Genomic DNA, 14,454 nt, shown 5'->3' on the forward strand with positions numbered 1-14,454 from the left:
GCAAGTTTATGCCAGGCACGGAAACTCGCCTAAAAATCCAGGTCGCCGGTAGGAGGCTGGTCGCGATAGCGTTGCAGGTAGTCGGCGAATTCCCCCCGGCTGATGGCGCGGGCGCCCAGGCTGTGCAGGTGGCGGGTCGGCATCTGGCAGTCGATGAGGACGAAGCCGGCGTCGCGCAGATGGCGGACCAGCGTGACGAAGCCGACCTTGGAAGCGTTGTCGGCGCGGCTGAACATCGATTCGCCGAAGAACAGCCTGCCCATGGCCAGGCCGTAGAGGCCGCCGACCAGTTGTCGCTCCTGCCAGACTTCCACGGAGTGGGCAATTCCGCGCAGGTGCAGCTCCTGGTAGGCCAGTTGCATCGGCGTGGTGATCCAGGTGCCGTCGGCGTAGTCACGCGGCGCGGCACAAGCCTGGATCACCGCCCGGAAGTCACGGTTGAAAGTGACTTCGAAGCGTTGCTGGCGCAGGCACTTGGCCAGGCTGCGGGAAACGTGCAGTTCGTCGGGGAACAGGACGGTGCGCGGGTCGGGCGACCACCAGAGGATCGGCTGGCCATCCTGGTACCAGGGGAAGCAGCCGTGGCGATAGGCTGCGACCAGGCGTTGCGGATTGAGGTCGCCGCCGGCCGCGAGCAGCCCGTTGGGCTCCTGCAGGGCCTTGTCGAGGGGCGGAAAGTCGAAGTCGGTGCGGGAAAGCCAGGTCAGCATGGCGGGGTAGGGGAGGGCGGGCCTCCCCCGGGTCCGATCAATGGTCGTCGAGGTATTTTTCGGCATCCAGCGCGGCCATGCAGCCGGCGCCGGCGGAAGTGATGGCCTGGCGGTAGACGTGGTCGGCCACGTCGCCGGCGGCGAACACGCCTTCGATGCTGGTCTGGGTGGCATTGCCTTCGCTGCCGCCGTGGATCCGCAGGTAGCCGTCGCGCATTTCCAGTTGGCCCTGGAACAGGTCGGTGTTCGGCTTGTGGCCGATGGCGATGAACACGCCGGCCAGCGATAGCTCGCTGGTGCTGCCGTCGATGGTGCTCTTCAGGCGTACGCCGGTGACGCCGCTGGCGTCGCCCAGCACCTCGTCCAGGGTGGTGTTCCAGTGCAGGCGCACGTTGCCGTTCTCGGCCTTGTCGAACAGCTTGTCCTGGAGGATCTTCTCCGAGCGCAGCTTGTCGCGACGGTGGATCAGGTGGACTTCCTTGGCGATGTTGGCCAGATACAGCGCTTCCTCGACGGCGGTATTGCCGCCGCCGACCACGCAGACCACCTGGTTGCGGTAGAAGAAGCCGTCGCAGGTGGCGCAGGCGGAAACGCCCTTGCCCATGAAGGCTTCTTCCGACGACATGCCCAGGTATTGCGCGGAGGCACCGGTGGCAATGATCAATGCATCGCAGGTATAAGTGCCACTATCGCCCTTCAGTGTGAAGGGGCGCTGTTGCAACTCGGCGGTGTGGATGTGGTCGTAGACGATCTCGGTGTCGAAACGCTCGGCGTGCTGCTGCATGCGGGTCATCAGCGCCGGGCCGGTAAGGCCTTCGACGTCGCCCGGCCAGTTGTCGACTTCGGTGGTGGTGGTCAGCTGGCCGCCTGGCTGGATGCCGGTGATCACCACTGGCTTGAGATTGGCGCGTGCGGCGTACACGGCGGCGGTATAGCCGGCCGGACCGGAGCCCAGGATGATGAGGCGCGAATGCTTGACTTCACTCATAAAAAGACTCCATAAGCCTTTGTCACATAAGAAAATGCGTGCTCCAATGGAGCCGCCTGAAGAGTTCTGCCGGCTATGCTACACCTATCCGCAAAAGGCCGGCAAAACCCCGGGGCCGGGATCAGCCACGCACGGATTGCCGCTGATTTCGGGTGTGATTTTTCAGAGTTTCCCTAAAGCCGTACAATAGGCGCGTTTTGACCAAGACAGCTTCTAAAGCACCAGCCGTGCGCAGGAAAAATAGCGATTTGAAGGATTCGACCACCGCGAGCCATGCCGCCGCATGGCGTCAGCAACTGCATTCCCGCCTGAAGGAAGGGGTCCTGATCGCGCTGGGCGCGCTCTGCCTCTACTTGTGGATGGCTCTGCTCACCTATGACCCGGCCGATCCGAGCTGGAGTCACTCGAGCCAGGTTGACCAGGTGCAGAATGCCGCCGGTCGGCTCGGTGCGGTATCCGCCGATATCCTGTTCATGACGCTCGGCTACTTCGCCTACCTCTTTCCGCTGTTGCTGGGCATCAAGACCTGGCAGGTATTCCGCCGCCGCAACCTGCCGTGGGAATGGAACACCTGGCTGTTTTCCTGGCGCCTGGTCGGGCTGATCTTCCTGATCCTGGCCGGCTCGGCACTGGCCTACATCCATTTCCACGCCAGCGGCCACATGCCGGCCAGCGCCTCGGCCGGCGGCGCCATCGGCCAGAGCCTGGGCCGCGTCGCGGTGGATGCGCTGAACGTGCAGGGCAGCACGCTGGTGTTCTTCGCCCTGTTCCTCTTCGGCCTGACGGTGTTCGCCGACCTCTCCTGGTTCAAGGTGATGGATGTCACCGGCAAGATCACCCTGGACTTCTTCGAACTGATCCAGAACGCCTTCAATCGCTGGATGGGCGCGCGCGCCGAGCGCAAGCAACTGGTCGCGCAACTGCGCGAGGTCGACGAGCGCGTCGCCGAGGTGGTGGCGCCGAGCGTGCCGGACCGCCGCGAACAGTCCAAGGCCAAGGAGCGCCTGCTGGAACGCGAAGAGGCCCTGGCCAAGCACATGAGCGAGCGGGAGAAGCGCCCGCCGCCGAAGATCGATCCGCCACCGCCGCCGAAGGCCCCGGAGCCGAGCAAGCGCGTGCTGAAAGAGAAGCAGGCGCCGCTGTTCGTCGATACGGCGGTGGAGGGCACCCTGCCGCCGCTGTCGCTGCTCGATCCGGCGGAAGTGAAGCAGAAGAGCTACTCGCCCGAGTCGCTGGAGGCGATGTCGCGCCTGCTGGAGATCAAGCTGAAGGAGTTCGGCGTCGAGGTCAGCGTGGATTCGGTGCATCCGGGCCCCGTGATCACCCGTTTCGAGATCCAGCCCGCGGCGGGGGTCAAGGTCAGCCGCATTTCCAACCTGGCCAAGGACCTGGCGCGCTCGCTGGCGGTGATCAGCGTGCGGGTGGTGGAAGTGATTCCCGGCAAGACCACCGTCGGCATCGAGATTCCCAACGAAGACCGGCAGATGGTGCGCTTCTCCGAAGTGCTGTCGTCGCCGGAGTACGACGAGCACAAGTCCACCGTGCCGCTGGCCCTGGGCCACGACATCGGCGGTCGGCCGATCATTACCGACCTGGCGAAGATGCCGCACCTGCTGGTGGCCGGTACCACCGGCTCCGGTAAGTCGGTGGGGGTCAACGCCATGCTCCTGTCGATCCTGTTCAAGTCCACGCCGAGCGAGGCGCGACTGATCATGATCGACCCGAAGATGCTCGAACTGTCGATCTACGAAGGGATCCCGCACCTGCTCTGCCCGGTGGTCACCGACATGAAGGAAGCCGCCAACGCCCTGCGCTGGAGCGTGGCGGAGATGGAGCGGCGCTACCGCCTGATGGCGGCCATGGGTGTGCGCAACCTGGCTGGCTTCAACCGCAAGGTGAAGGACGCCGAGGAGGCTGGCACGCCGCTGACCGACCCGCTGTTCCGTCGCGAAAGCCCGGACGACGAGCCGCCGCAGCTGAGCACCCTGCCGACCATCGTGGTGGTGGTCGACGAATTCGCCGACATGATGATGATCGTCGGCAAGAAGGTCGAGGAGCTTATCGCCCGTATCGCGCAGAAGGCGCGGGCGGCCGGTATCCACCTGATCCTGGCGACCCAGCGGCCGTCGGTGGACGTGATCACCGGCCTGATCAAGGCCAACATCCCGACCCGGATCGCCTTCCAGGTCTCCAGCAAGATCGACTCGCGCACCATCCTCGACCAGGGTGGCGCCGAACAACTTCTCGGCCACGGCGACATGCTCTACCTGCCGCCGGGCACAGGCCTGCCGATTCGCGTGCACGGCGCCTTCGTTTCCGACGACGAGGTGCACCGGGTGGTCGAGGCCTGGAAGCTGCGCGGCGCGCCCGACTACATCGAGGACATCCTCGCTGGCGTCGACGAAGGCGGCAGCGGTGGCGGTTCCTTCGATGGCGGCGACGGCTCCGGCGAAGGCAGCGAGGACGACCCGCTCTACGACGAGGCGGTACGTTTCGTCACCGAGAGTCGCCGGGCATCGATCTCCGCCGTGCAACGCAAGCTGAAGATCGGCTACAACCGTGCCGCGCGGATGATCGAGGCGATGGAGATGGCCGGCGTGGTCACCCCGATGAATACCAACGGCTCCCGCGAAGTCATCGCGCCGGCGCCGGTTCGTGATTGAACCCGACAGGTTTTAGAGGATTCCGATGCGACTGATCCGCACGTTGTTCGTTGCCGCCCTGGCCATGGGCGCTTCGCTGGCCCATGCCGACGACAGCGCCGCTGTCCAGCGCCTGACCGGCCTGCTGAACAAGGCCCAGACCCTGACCGCGCGTTTTTCCCAACTGACCCTGGACGGTAGCGGCACGCGCCTGCAGGAAACCGCCGGCCAACTGAGCCTGAAGCGGCCGGGACTGTTCCGCTGGCATACCGATGCGCCGAACGAGCAATTGCTCATTTCCAACGGCGAGAAGGTCTGGCTGTACGACCCGGACCTGGAGCAGGTGACCATCCAGAAGCTCGATCAGCGCCTGACCCAGACGCCGGCGCTGCTGCTCTCCGGCGACATCTCGAAGATCAGCGAAAGCTTCGCCATCACCTACAAGGAAGGCGGCAACGTAGTCGATTTCGTGCTCAAGCCGAAGACCAAGGACACCCTCTTCGACACCTTGCGTCTGTCGTTCCGCAGCGGCAAGGTGAACGACATGCAGATGATCGATGGCGTCGGCCAGCGCACCAACATCCTGTTCTTCGACGTGAAGATGAACGAGGCGCTGGATGCCAAGCAATTCACCTTCGACGTTCCGCCGGGCGTCGACGTGATCCAGGAGTAAGCGCAAGCCGTGGATCTGTTCCGCAGCGAGCCCGTCGCGCAGCCCCTGGCGGCACGGCTGAGGCCCGCAAACCTGGACGAGTACGTGGGGCAGGAACACCTGCTGGCCCGCGGCAAGCCCTTGCGCGAGGCGCTGGAGCAGGGCGCGCTGCACTCGATGATCTTCTGGGGCCCGCCGGGAGTCGGCAAGACTACCCTGGCGCGGCTGCTGGCGCAGGTGTCGGACGCCCATTTCGAGACCATTTCCGCGGTGCTGTCGGGGGTCAAGGAGATCCGCCAGGCGGTCGAGGTGGCCAAGCAGCACGCGGCGCAATACGGGCGCCGGACCATCCTGTTCGTCGATGAGGTGCACCGCTTCAACAAGAGCCAGCAGGATGCCTTCCTGCCCTATGTGGAAGACGGCACGCTGATCTTCATTGGCGCGACCACCGAGAACCCGTCCTTCGAGTTGAACAATGCGCTGCTCTCGCGGGCTCGCGTGTATGTCCTCAAGAGCCTCGACGAAGCCGCCCTGCGCAAGCTGGTGGGCCGCGCGCTGAACGAGGACAAGGGCCTCGGCAAGCGCAAGCTGAGGCTGCCGGAGGAGAGCTTCCAGGTTCTCCTGGCCGCCGCCGACGGCGATGGGCGGCGCCTGCTGAACCTGCTGGAGAACGCTGCCGACCTCGCCGAGGACGGCAGCGAGATCAGCCCCGAGCTGCTGCAGAATCTGCTCGGCGATACCCGCCGACGTTTCGACAAGGGCGGCGAGGCGTTCTACGACCAGATCAGCGCGCTGCACAAGTCGGTGCGCGGCTCCAATCCCGACGCGGCACTCTATTGGTTCGCGCGTATGCTCGACGGCGGCTGCGATCCCCTGTACATCGCCCGGCGGGTGGTGCGCATGGCCAGCGAGGAGGTTGGCAACGCCGATCCTCGCGCCCTCGGCCTATGCCTGTCGGCCTGGGACGTGCAGGAGCGCCTGGGCAGCCCCGAAGGCGAGCTGGCGGTGGCCCAGGCCATCGTCTACCTGGCCTGTGCGCCGAAGAGCAATGCGGTGTACAGCGCGTTCAACGCGGCGATGCGCGACGTCGCCGAAAGCGGCTCGCGGGAAGTGCCATTGCACTTGCGCAACGCGCCGACCAAATTGATGAAGAGCCTCGGCTATGGCGAGGAATACCGCTACGCCCACGACGAGCCGGATGCCTATGCCGCCGGAGAGGATTATTTCCCCGAGGATCTGGAGCCGCGGCGTTACTATCAACCGGTGCCGAGGGGCCTGGAACTGAAGATCCGCGACAAGCTGGAACACCTGGCCGAGCTGGATCGCACCAGTCCCCGCCAACGCAGAAAATCCTGAGCGGTATGGGCTCGGCGGAGCTAGCCAGGCTTCCGCGACGGCGTCGATGACGTCGCCGGGGCCGGCGAAGCGCCAACCGGGCCACGAACCGCCGATAACCGACACGAGACGAGAAAAGAGCATGCTCGATCCCAAACTGGTACGCACCCAGCCGCAAGAAGTGGCTGCCCGCCTGGCCACCCGTGGCTTCCAACTGGATGTCGCACGCATCGAAGCGCTGGAAGAGCAGCGCAAGTCGGTACAGACCCGTACCGAGCAGCTGCAAGCCGAGCGCAACGCGCGTTCCAAGGCGATCGGCCAGGCCAAGCAGCGTGGCGAGGACATCGCGCCGCTGCTGGCCGATGTCGATCGCATGGGCTCCGAGCTGGAGGAAGGCAAGCGCCAGCTGGACGCCATCCAGGGCGAACTGGATGCCATGCTGCTGGGCATTCCCAACCTGCCGCACGAGTCGGTGCCGGTCGGTGCCGACGAGGACGCCAACGTCGAAGTGCGTCGCTGGGGCACGCCGAAGACCTTCGATTTCGAGGTCAAGGACCATGTCGCCCTCGGTGAACGGTACGGCTGGCTGGATTTCGAGACCGCTGCCAAGCTTTCCGGCGCGCGCTTCGCCCTCATGCGCGGCCCGATCGCCCGCCTGCATCGCGCCCTGGCGCAGTTCATGATCAACCTGCATACCGCCGAGCATGGCTACGAGGAGGCCTACACCCCCTATCTCGTCCAGGCTCCGGCGCTGCAAGGCACCGGCCAGTTGCCGAAGTTCGAGGAGGACCTGTTCAAGATCGGCCGCGACGGCGAAGCTGACCTCTACCTGATCCCGACCGCCGAGGTTTCGCTGACCAACATCGTCTCCGGGCAGATCCTCGACGCCAAGCAATTGCCGCTGAAGTTCGTCGCCCATACCCCGTGCTTCCGCAGCGAGGCCGGTGCCTCCGGGCGCGATACCCGCGGCATGATCCGTCAGCATCAGTTCGACAAGGTGGAGATGGTGCAGATCGTCGATCCGGCCACTTCCTACGAGGCGCTGGAAGGCCTGACCGCCAACGCCGAGCGCGTCCTGCAACTGCTCGAGTTGCCGTATCGGGTGCTGGCGCTGTGCACCGGCGACATGGGCTTCGGTGCGACCAAGACCTACGACCTGGAAGTCTGGGTTCCCAGCCAGGACAAGTACCGCGAGATTTCCTCCTGCTCCAACTGCGGCGACTTCCAGGCCCGGCGCATGCAGGCCCGCTACCGCAATCCGGAAACCGGCAAGCCCGAGCTGGTGCACACCCTTAACGGCTCCGGCCTGGCCGTCGGCCGCACCTTGGTGGCGGTACTGGAGAACTACCAGCAGGCGGACGGCTCGATCCGTGTGCCGGAAGTCCTCAAGCCCTACATGGCTGGCATCGAGGTGATCGGCTGACATGGATTTCCTGCCGCTGTTCCACTCCTTGCAAGGGCGCCTCGCGCTGGTGGTCGGTGGCGGCGAAGTCGCCCTGCGCAAGGCGCGCCTGCTGGCCGACGCCGGCGCGCGCCTGCGCGTGGTCGCGCCGCAGATCCACATCGAACTGCGGCATCTGGTGGAGCAGGGCGGCGGCGAGCTGCTTGAACGCGACTACCAGGACGGCGACCAGCCCGGCTGCGTCCTGATCATCGCCGCCACCGACGACGAACCGCTGAACGCCGAGGTGTCGCGAGCGGCCAATGCGCGCGGGATACCGGTCAACGTGGTGGACGCGCCGGCCCTGTGCAGCGTGATCTTCCCGGCCATCGTCGACCGTTCGCCGCTGGTGGTGGCGGTCTCCAGCGGCGGCGATGCGCCCGTGCTGGCGCGGCTGATCCGGGCCAAACTGGAAACCTGGATTCCCTCGACCTACGGGCAACTGGCCGGACTCGCCAGCCGCTTCCGCCACCGGGTCAAGGAATTGCTACCCGACCTGCAGCAGCGCCGGGTGTTCTGGGAAAACCTGTTCCAGGGCGAGATCGCCGAGCGTGTCCTGGCCGGCCGTCCGGCGGAAGCCGAGCGTCTCCTGGAAGAGCGCCTGGCCGGCGGCCTCGCGCACATAGCCACGGGCGAGGTATATCTGGTCGGGGCCGGGCCGGGGGATCCGGACCTGCTGACGTTCCGTGCCCTGCGCCTGATGCAGCAGGCCGACGTGGTGCTCTACGATCGCCTGGTGGCGCCGTCGATCCTCGAATTATGCCGCCGCGATGCCGAACGCCTGTACGTCGGCAAGCGCCGCGCCGAACATGCGGTGCCGCAGGATCGGATCAACCGCCTGCTGGTGGAGCTGGCCAGCCAGGGCAAGCGCGTGCTGCGCCTGAAGGGTGGCGACCCGTTCATCTTCGGCCGCGGCGGTGAGGAAATCGACGAACTGGCTGCCCACGGCATACCTTTCCAGGTCGTGCCGGGAATCACCGCGGCCAGCGGCTGCGCGGCCTACGCCGGGATTCCACTGACTCATCGCGATCATGCGCAATCGGTTCGTTTCGTCACCGGTCATCTGAAGGACGGCACCACCGACCTGCCGTGGCAGGACCTGGTAGCGCCTGGCCAGACCCTGGTGTTCTACATGGGCCTGGTGGGATTGCCGGTGATCTGCGAGCAACTGGTCGCCCACGGTCGCTCCGCACAGACCCCGGCGGCGCTGATCCAGCAGGGGACCACCGCCCAGCAGCGGGTATTCACCGGAACCCTGGAAAACCTGCCGCAACTGGTGGCTGAGCACGAAGTGCATGCGCCGACCCTGGTGATCGTCGGCGAAGTCGTGCAACTGCGCGACAAGCTGGCCTGGTTCGAAGGCGCCCGCGAGGACGCCTGAGCCTTCAGCCTTCTCCCCAGATGCCCTTGCCGGGAAGTCGTTCCCGGCCTGGCGCGCGCGCCAGGTCGAGACGCGGGCCCAGCGGTACTATCCCGGTCGGGTTGATGGTGCGGTGGCTGGCGTAGTAGTGCCCCTTGATATGTTCGAAGTCCACTGTCTCGCCGATGCCCGGGCGTTGGTACAGCTCGCGCAACCAGCCGGAGAGATTCGGGTAGTCTTCGATGCGCCGCAGGTTGCACTTGAAGTGTCCGTGGTACACCGCATCGAAGCGCACCAGGGTGGTGAACAGGCGGATATCGGCCTCGGTCAGGTATTCGCCGGCCAGGTAGCGGCGTTCGCCGAGCAAGCCTTCCAGGTAGTCCAGCTCCTCGAACAACTGGACGAAGGCCTCCTCGTAGGCGTCCTGGCGAGTGGCGAAGCCAGCACGGTACACGCCGTTGTTGACCGCAGGATAGATGCGTCCGTTGAGGCGTTCGATCTCCTCGCGCAGCGGCTCCGGGTAGAAGTCCAGCGCGTTGGCGCCGATGGCGTCGAAGGCGCTGTTGAAGATGCGGACGATATCGGCTGATTCGTTGTTGACGATCTTCTGCGCCTGCTTGTCCCACAGCAGCGGCACCGTGACCCGGCCGCTGTAGTGCGGGTCGTCGCGGGTGTAGCGCTGGTGCAGAAAGGCCAGGCCGTCGAGGCGATCGCCGGTGGAGCCGTGGGCGGGGTCGAAGGTCCAGCCGTTCTCGCGCATCAGCCAACTGACCACCGAAACATCGACCAGCGACTCCAGCCCCTTCAGCTTGCGCACGATCAGGGTCCGATGGGCCCAGGGGCAGGCCAGCGAGACATAGAGATGGTAGCGCCCGCCCTCGGCGGGGAACGCCGGCTCGCCCAGCCAATGGCGGCGCTGGGCGTTTTCGCGCTGGAAGCGGCCGTCTTTCTGTGTGTCATACCACTGGTCGTGCCAGCGGCCATCGATCAACTGTCCCATGAGCGGGTTCCTCCATACGTCGTTGGAGGAACAGTCTAGTGTCGGGCGATCGATAAATTTATATAAATAAAGGGCTATTCGTATCGATCAGATCGATTCGTTTCGGGTCGCCCAGTAGTGTGCGGCTTCCTTGAAGGCTTCTTCGCGATTCTTGCCAAGGGCCCGTAGCGCCAGGGCCATGCTGGAGAGCACCGCCAGGTGGCCATAGGCGTCGCCTTCGCGGCCGTCCCAGACGGCCCGAAGGAAACCCGGGTCGAGCTGTTCCGGCTTCATGTGCCGGTGCGTCGACAATGCCGGCCATTCCTCGTCCCAGGCTTCGCCCTGGTCGCAACCATACAGGTGGGCGACGACGTCCGGGTTGACTTCGATCTCGCCGCCTTCGCCCTTGATGACGATGGCCCGGTCGCCGAGCAGGCGGCTGGCCTCGCGGTGGGTTTCCTGGTAACCGGGGTGGAAGATGCTCTGCAGGATGCAATCCGCATTCAGGGGGTTGAGCAGGCGAACCAGCGAATGGATCGGCGAGCGCAGGCCGAGGGTATTGCGCAGATCGATCATGCGTTGCAGCACCGGCATCCAGGCACCGAGCGGAATGAACGCCAGGTGGCCGCGCTCCAGGGCCTGTTCTACCTGCAGCCAGTCGTGGCAGAGCGGGATCTCCAGCGCCGCCAGCAACTGTTCGCTGTACAGGCGTCCGGCGGTATGCGCGCCGCCGCCGTGCATGAGGATGCGCACGCCATGGCCGGCCAGGCACTTGGCGGCCAGCAGGTACCAGGGCAGGTGGCGCTTCTTGCCGGCGTAACTGGGCCAGTCGAGGTCGACGCGCAAGGACGGGACTTGCAGGCGCTCGCGCACCGCCTCGGTGAAACCGGCCAGTTCCTCGCTGCTTTCCTCCTTGTGCCGCAGGAGCATGAGGAAGGCGCCCAGCTGGGTGTCCTCGACCCTGCCGTCGAGGATCATGCCGAGGGCCTCGCGGGCTTCCTCCCGGGTCAGGCTGCGCGCTCCGCGCTTGCCTTTGCCGAGGATGCGGACGAACTGGGCGAACGGATGTTCGGCGGGAGTCGAGAGAGTCATAGACAGTTGCTCGGTTTCGGCAGGCCGGCCAGCTTCGCGCCAAGCTTGGCCGGGGCGCCCTTGAACAGGTGGTTGAGGTGCAGGCTGTTGCCCTTGTCCGGACCCAGTCGCTGGGCGACGTACTTGATCAGCGGGCGGTTGGCCGGAGACAGCTGGAACTCCGCATAGAACTCGCGGAGCAGTTGGAGAATCTCCCAGTGCTCGGCGGTCAGGGCCAGCTCCTCGCGGGCGGCCAGGGCTTCCGCCACCGGCTCCGACCAATCGTCGAGGGCGGCGAGGTAGCCGTCCTTGTCCAGCCGGATTTCCCGGCCTTCCAGCATAAGGAGCGTCATAGCCAACTGTTGACCTTGTCGAAGCGGGTGGCGAGTTCGACGAAGCCGGAGTAGTCCACCGCCACCAGGCGAGCGGGGACGTCCTCGATACCGCGCGCCTGGAGGTCTTCCAGCAGGGCGAACAGTTCGATTTCCGCCGGCATCAGTTCCAGGGCCTGGCAGGCGTGGCTGCCGGCCAGCAGGGCGTGCACGGCGTCGCCGCAGAGCAGCAGGCCGTCGCCGGGGTTGAGCAGGTACAGGCAACTGCCCAGGCGGCCGTCATTGAACGGCGAGCGGGACAGTACGTGGAGGGTCGTGGCCATCAGAGGGTAATCACCTGGTCGTAGCGTTGCAGCAGGTCGCGCAGGGCCTGGTCGTCGAGCACCTCGACCGCGAGGGCCAGGCGCTCTTCAGCCAGGCCACGCTCGCGCAGGCTACGGGCCGAGACGTAGAGGTCGTCCACGCCGAACATCGGCAGGGCCTGCAGGTTGGCCTGCAGGTCCTTCTGCTGCAGGTGCGCAGGATGCTGGCCGGGAGCCAGCTGGAACGCGCCGTCGTCGAGGAACAGCATGCCGACCGGTAGATCGAAGGCGCCGCCGGCCAGGGCTATGTCCAGCGCCTCGCGGGCGCTCGGGCCGGACCAGGGCGACTGGCGGCTGATGATCAGCAGCGACTGGCTCATCGGTCGCCTCCGAAGCAGACCAGGCGGTCCGCGCTTTGCGCCGCCTCGTGCAACTGGCCGAGTCCGGACAGTTCCCATGGTGCGCCAAGGTTGGCGCCGGGACGGCCGTAGCGTTCGGCTTCCTCGGCGTTCAGCACGCCGCGGCGCAGGGCGGCGGCGATGCAGACCACGGCGTCCAGGCCGTTGCGCTCGACCAACTCGCGCCAGGCGGCGGGCAGGTCGAACTCGTCCTGGCCGCTCACGACGTTGGCCGAGGCGCTGTGCACGCCGTCCTGGTAGAAGAACAGGCGGACGATTTCGTGTCCGCCGGCCAGCGCGGCTTCGCTGAAGCGCAGCGCGCGGCGGGCGGCGGGGGAGTGGGGAGGGTCGAATAGGGCGATGGCGAATTTCATGCTGCGATACGCGAAGGATTTCTTCGAATGATAAACCAATGCCTGTGTTTTGCCGGTCCGCAAATGAAAAAGCCCGTCGCGGGGACGGGCTTTTCCGGAGGCGCTTTCTATCAGTCGTCGCCGCCGGCGATGCCGAAGATCTGCAACAGGCTGATGAACAGGTTGTAGATCGACACGTACAGGCTGATGGTGGCCATGATGTAGTTGCGTTCGCCGCCGTGGATGATCGCGCTGGTCTGGTAGAGGATCATCGCCGAGGAGAACAGGACGAAGCCGGCGCTGATCGCCAGTTGCAGGCCACTGATCTGGAAGAACAGCGATACCAGCACGGCGCCCAGCAGGACGAAGAAGCCGGCGGTGATGAAGCCGGACAGGAAGCTCATGTCCTTGCGGGTGGTCAGCACATAGGCGGACAGGCCGAAGAACACCAGGGCGGTCATGGCGAACGCCGAAGTGATGACGCTGCCGCCGTTGGGCAGGCCGAGGTACATGTTGAGGATCGGGCCGAGCGTGTAGCCCATGAAGCCGGTCAGGGCGAAAGTGCTGACCAGGCCCCAGGCGCTGTTGCGCAGCTTCACGGTGAGGAAGAACAGGCCGTAGAAGCCGATCAGCACCACGAACACGTTCGGATAGGGCAGGAGCATCTGCTGCGAAACGTAGGCCACCAGGCCGCTGAAGGCCAGGGTGAGTGCCAGCAGGCCGTAGGTATTGCGCAGAACGCCGCTGACTTCACGCTGTTCCGCGACGGCGGAGTTCAGCTGATATTGCTGTTCTTGCATGGTGTGGGTACTCCTTAACGGGAACGGGTCCATGACGTACTGATGGGCATGATAGCAAAGCCTCTGCCAGGGCCAATCGATAGAGTTTGACAGTGTGTTGCTATCCGGTACTATGGCGCCCCGCGATGCGGAGGTGTGGCCGAGTGGTTTAAGGCAACGGTCTTGAAAACCGTCGATGGGGAGACCTGTCCTAGAGTTCGAATCTCTACACCTCCGCCATTTCATCGCTGAAAGCCCCGTGAGCCGGGGCTTTTGCATTTCTGGATCGTCTCCCTACCGCTGCGCGGAGACGTTGACCATTTCCGCAACATCCCTGTCATTTCCGCAACTCTTCCTTACTTCGTTGGCTCCACGATCTCGCCGACGCGACGATACGGTCTCGGTGATGCGCTTGTCGGTGTGTCCAAGCAGCCTGGATGCCCGGCCCAGGTCAGCAATTTCTGAGGCTGCTTTCGGGCGGATGTCCCGGAACTGGAACTGACGGATTGCGGTGGCCAGAGTCTCGTCGAGGTCATCAAGCGCCGCGCCGGCGGCGGCCGACCGTGCCTCGTCAAAGCGAATGCGCAGCATGGAGGATGTCATCCGGCGCCCATCGGGCGTTGTGATCAGGTACGGGCCGGCTACGCCCCGCTGGCGCCGCTGCTCGCACAGCCGCGCAACGAGTTGTCCAAGCGCTGTCGGGCTGCCGTCGACATCGAGCATGATGCGCAACTTCTTCGACGTCTTGCCCTGGGCGATCTGCAGGTGCCCATCCTGAATGTCCGCCTCCCGAATGATCAGTACGTCGCTCGGCCGCTGGGCGGTGAGATAAGCGAGGTCCATGGCGTCGCGGAGTTCCGGTGGCGCCGCGCCGTATACCGCGTTCCAAACCTCGGCCCTGGCGTAGAAGTCGCGCGGCGTCTCGCGGTTCTTGTGCACCCCCTTCACCGGGTTTTCAGCCGTGACGATTGTAGCGGTCTACTGATCCCGGACACCGATTTAGGCGAAAACCCTCGCCGTGAGAGAGGTGTCTGATGAGCAAGCAACGACGTACGTTTTCCGCCGAGTTCAAACGAGAGGCCGCGGCCCTGGTGTTGGACCAAGGCTACAGC

General features: G+C 65.3%; 15 protein-coding genes and 1 tRNA gene. 6 read left to right on the forward strand and 10 right to left on the reverse strand.

Annotation, left to right across the window (positions count from 1 at the left end; all coding sequences use genetic code 11):
* Positions 1 to 29 precede the first annotated feature (29 nt).
* Both aat and trxB read right to left on the reverse strand, forming a co-directional pair.
* The gene (aat, locus tag JHD77_RS04100; protein ID WP_003108768.1) at positions 30 to 710 is read right to left on the reverse strand and encodes a leucyl/phenylalanyl-tRNA--protein transferase; all 681 of its coding nucleotides are present in this window, start codon (positions 708 to 710) and stop codon (positions 30 to 32) included.
* Between the two features lie 37 nt (positions 711 to 747).
* Entirely contained in the window at positions 748 to 1,698 is a 951-nt protein-coding gene (gene trxB / locus JHD77_RS04105; RefSeq protein WP_003090421.1) for a thioredoxin-disulfide reductase, read from the reverse strand.
* Positions 1,699 to 1,925: 227 nt separating this feature from the next.
* On the opposite strand from trxB, the gene ftsK reads away from it, so the two are divergent.
* From ftsK to cysG, 5 genes are all read left to right on the forward strand, one after another.
* Positions 1,926 to 4,361, forward strand: a complete 2,436-nt coding sequence (gene ftsK / locus JHD77_RS04110) for a DNA translocase FtsK (protein ID WP_003119977.1) — start codon at positions 1,926 to 1,928, stop codon at positions 4,359 to 4,361.
* Positions 4,362 to 4,386: 25 nt separating this feature from the next.
* Entirely contained in the window at positions 4,387 to 5,013 is a 627-nt protein-coding gene (lolA, locus tag JHD77_RS04115) for an outer membrane lipoprotein chaperone LolA (protein WP_003090414.1), read from the forward strand.
* Between the two features lie 9 nt (positions 5,014 to 5,022).
* Positions 5,023 to 6,348, forward strand: coding sequence for a replication-associated recombination protein A (locus JHD77_RS04120; RefSeq protein WP_003097632.1), 1,326 nt, complete (start codon positions 5,023 to 5,025; stop codon positions 6,346 to 6,348).
* A 121-nt stretch (positions 6,349 to 6,469) separates the two neighbouring features.
* On the forward strand, positions 6,470 to 7,750 hold the full coding sequence (serS, locus tag JHD77_RS04125) for a serine--tRNA ligase (RefSeq protein WP_003160440.1): 1,281 nt from the start codon (positions 6,470 to 6,472) through the stop codon (positions 7,748 to 7,750).
* Between the two features lies 1 nt (position 7,751).
* Positions 7,752 to 9,149, forward strand: coding sequence for a siroheme synthase CysG (gene cysG / locus JHD77_RS04130; protein ID WP_031755626.1), 1,398 nt, complete (start codon positions 7,752 to 7,754; stop codon positions 9,147 to 9,149).
* 4 nt (positions 9,150 to 9,153) lie between these two features.
* Here cysG and JHD77_RS04135 read toward each other — a convergent pair whose 3' ends face one another.
* The 7 genes from JHD77_RS04135 to JHD77_RS04165 all read right to left on the reverse strand — a co-directional run bounded on the left by JHD77_RS04135 (position 9,154) and on the right by JHD77_RS04165 (position 13,363).
* A complete protein-coding gene (locus JHD77_RS04135) occupies positions 9,154 to 10,128 on the reverse strand; it encodes a glutathione S-transferase family protein (protein ID WP_003097628.1) in 975 nt (324 codons plus the stop codon).
* Between the two features lie 87 nt (positions 10,129 to 10,215).
* Positions 10,216 to 11,199 (reverse strand): glycosyl transferase family protein, encoded by a 984-nt coding sequence (locus tag JHD77_RS04140; RefSeq protein WP_003108776.1) that lies wholly within the window; start codon positions 11,197 to 11,199, stop codon positions 10,216 to 10,218.
* A complete protein-coding gene (locus JHD77_RS04145; RefSeq protein ID WP_003119979.1) occupies positions 11,196 to 11,531 on the reverse strand; it encodes a TusE/DsrC/DsvC family sulfur relay protein in 336 nt (111 codons plus the stop codon). The genes JHD77_RS04140 and JHD77_RS04145 overlap by 4 nt, the downstream gene beginning before the upstream one ends.
* Positions 11,528 to 11,833, reverse strand: a complete 306-nt coding sequence (gene tusB / locus JHD77_RS04150) for a sulfurtransferase complex subunit TusB (protein ID WP_009876640.1) — start codon at positions 11,831 to 11,833, stop codon at positions 11,528 to 11,530. The genes JHD77_RS04145 and tusB overlap by 4 nt, the downstream gene beginning before the upstream one ends.
* Positions 11,833 to 12,192, reverse strand: a complete 360-nt coding sequence (gene tusC, locus JHD77_RS04155) for a sulfurtransferase complex subunit TusC (protein WP_003090389.1) — start codon at positions 12,190 to 12,192, stop codon at positions 11,833 to 11,835. The genes tusB and tusC overlap by 1 nt, the downstream gene beginning before the upstream one ends.
* Positions 12,189 to 12,584, reverse strand: a complete 396-nt coding sequence (tusD, locus tag JHD77_RS04160; protein WP_003090387.1) for a sulfurtransferase complex subunit TusD — start codon at positions 12,582 to 12,584, stop codon at positions 12,189 to 12,191. Before tusD ends, tusC begins: the two co-directional genes overlap by 4 nt.
* A gap of 110 nt (positions 12,585 to 12,694) precedes the next feature.
* Entirely contained in the window at positions 12,695 to 13,363 is a 669-nt protein-coding gene (locus JHD77_RS04165; RefSeq protein ID WP_031755625.1) for a Bax inhibitor-1/YccA family protein, read from the reverse strand.
* Between the two features lie 129 nt (positions 13,364 to 13,492).
* On the opposite strand from JHD77_RS04165, the gene JHD77_RS04170 reads away from it, so the two are divergent.
* Positions 13,493 to 13,582: transfer RNA gene (locus JHD77_RS04170), tRNA-Ser, on the forward strand.
* Positions 13,583 to 13,636: 54 nt separating this feature from the next.
* On the opposite strand, the gene JHD77_RS04175 is transcribed toward JHD77_RS04170, so the two are convergent.
* Positions 13,637 to 14,281: a tyrosine-type recombinase/integrase gene (locus JHD77_RS04175; protein WP_419183206.1), complete on the reverse strand. Its 645-nt coding sequence runs from the start codon at positions 14,279 to 14,281 to the stop codon at positions 13,637 to 13,639.
* Positions 14,282 to 14,454 lie beyond the last annotated feature (173 nt).

The organism is Pseudomonas sp. P20 (assembly GCF_016463925.1).
Taxonomy (GTDB): Bacteria; Pseudomonadota; Gammaproteobacteria; order Pseudomonadales; family Pseudomonadaceae; genus Pseudomonas; species Pseudomonas aeruginosa.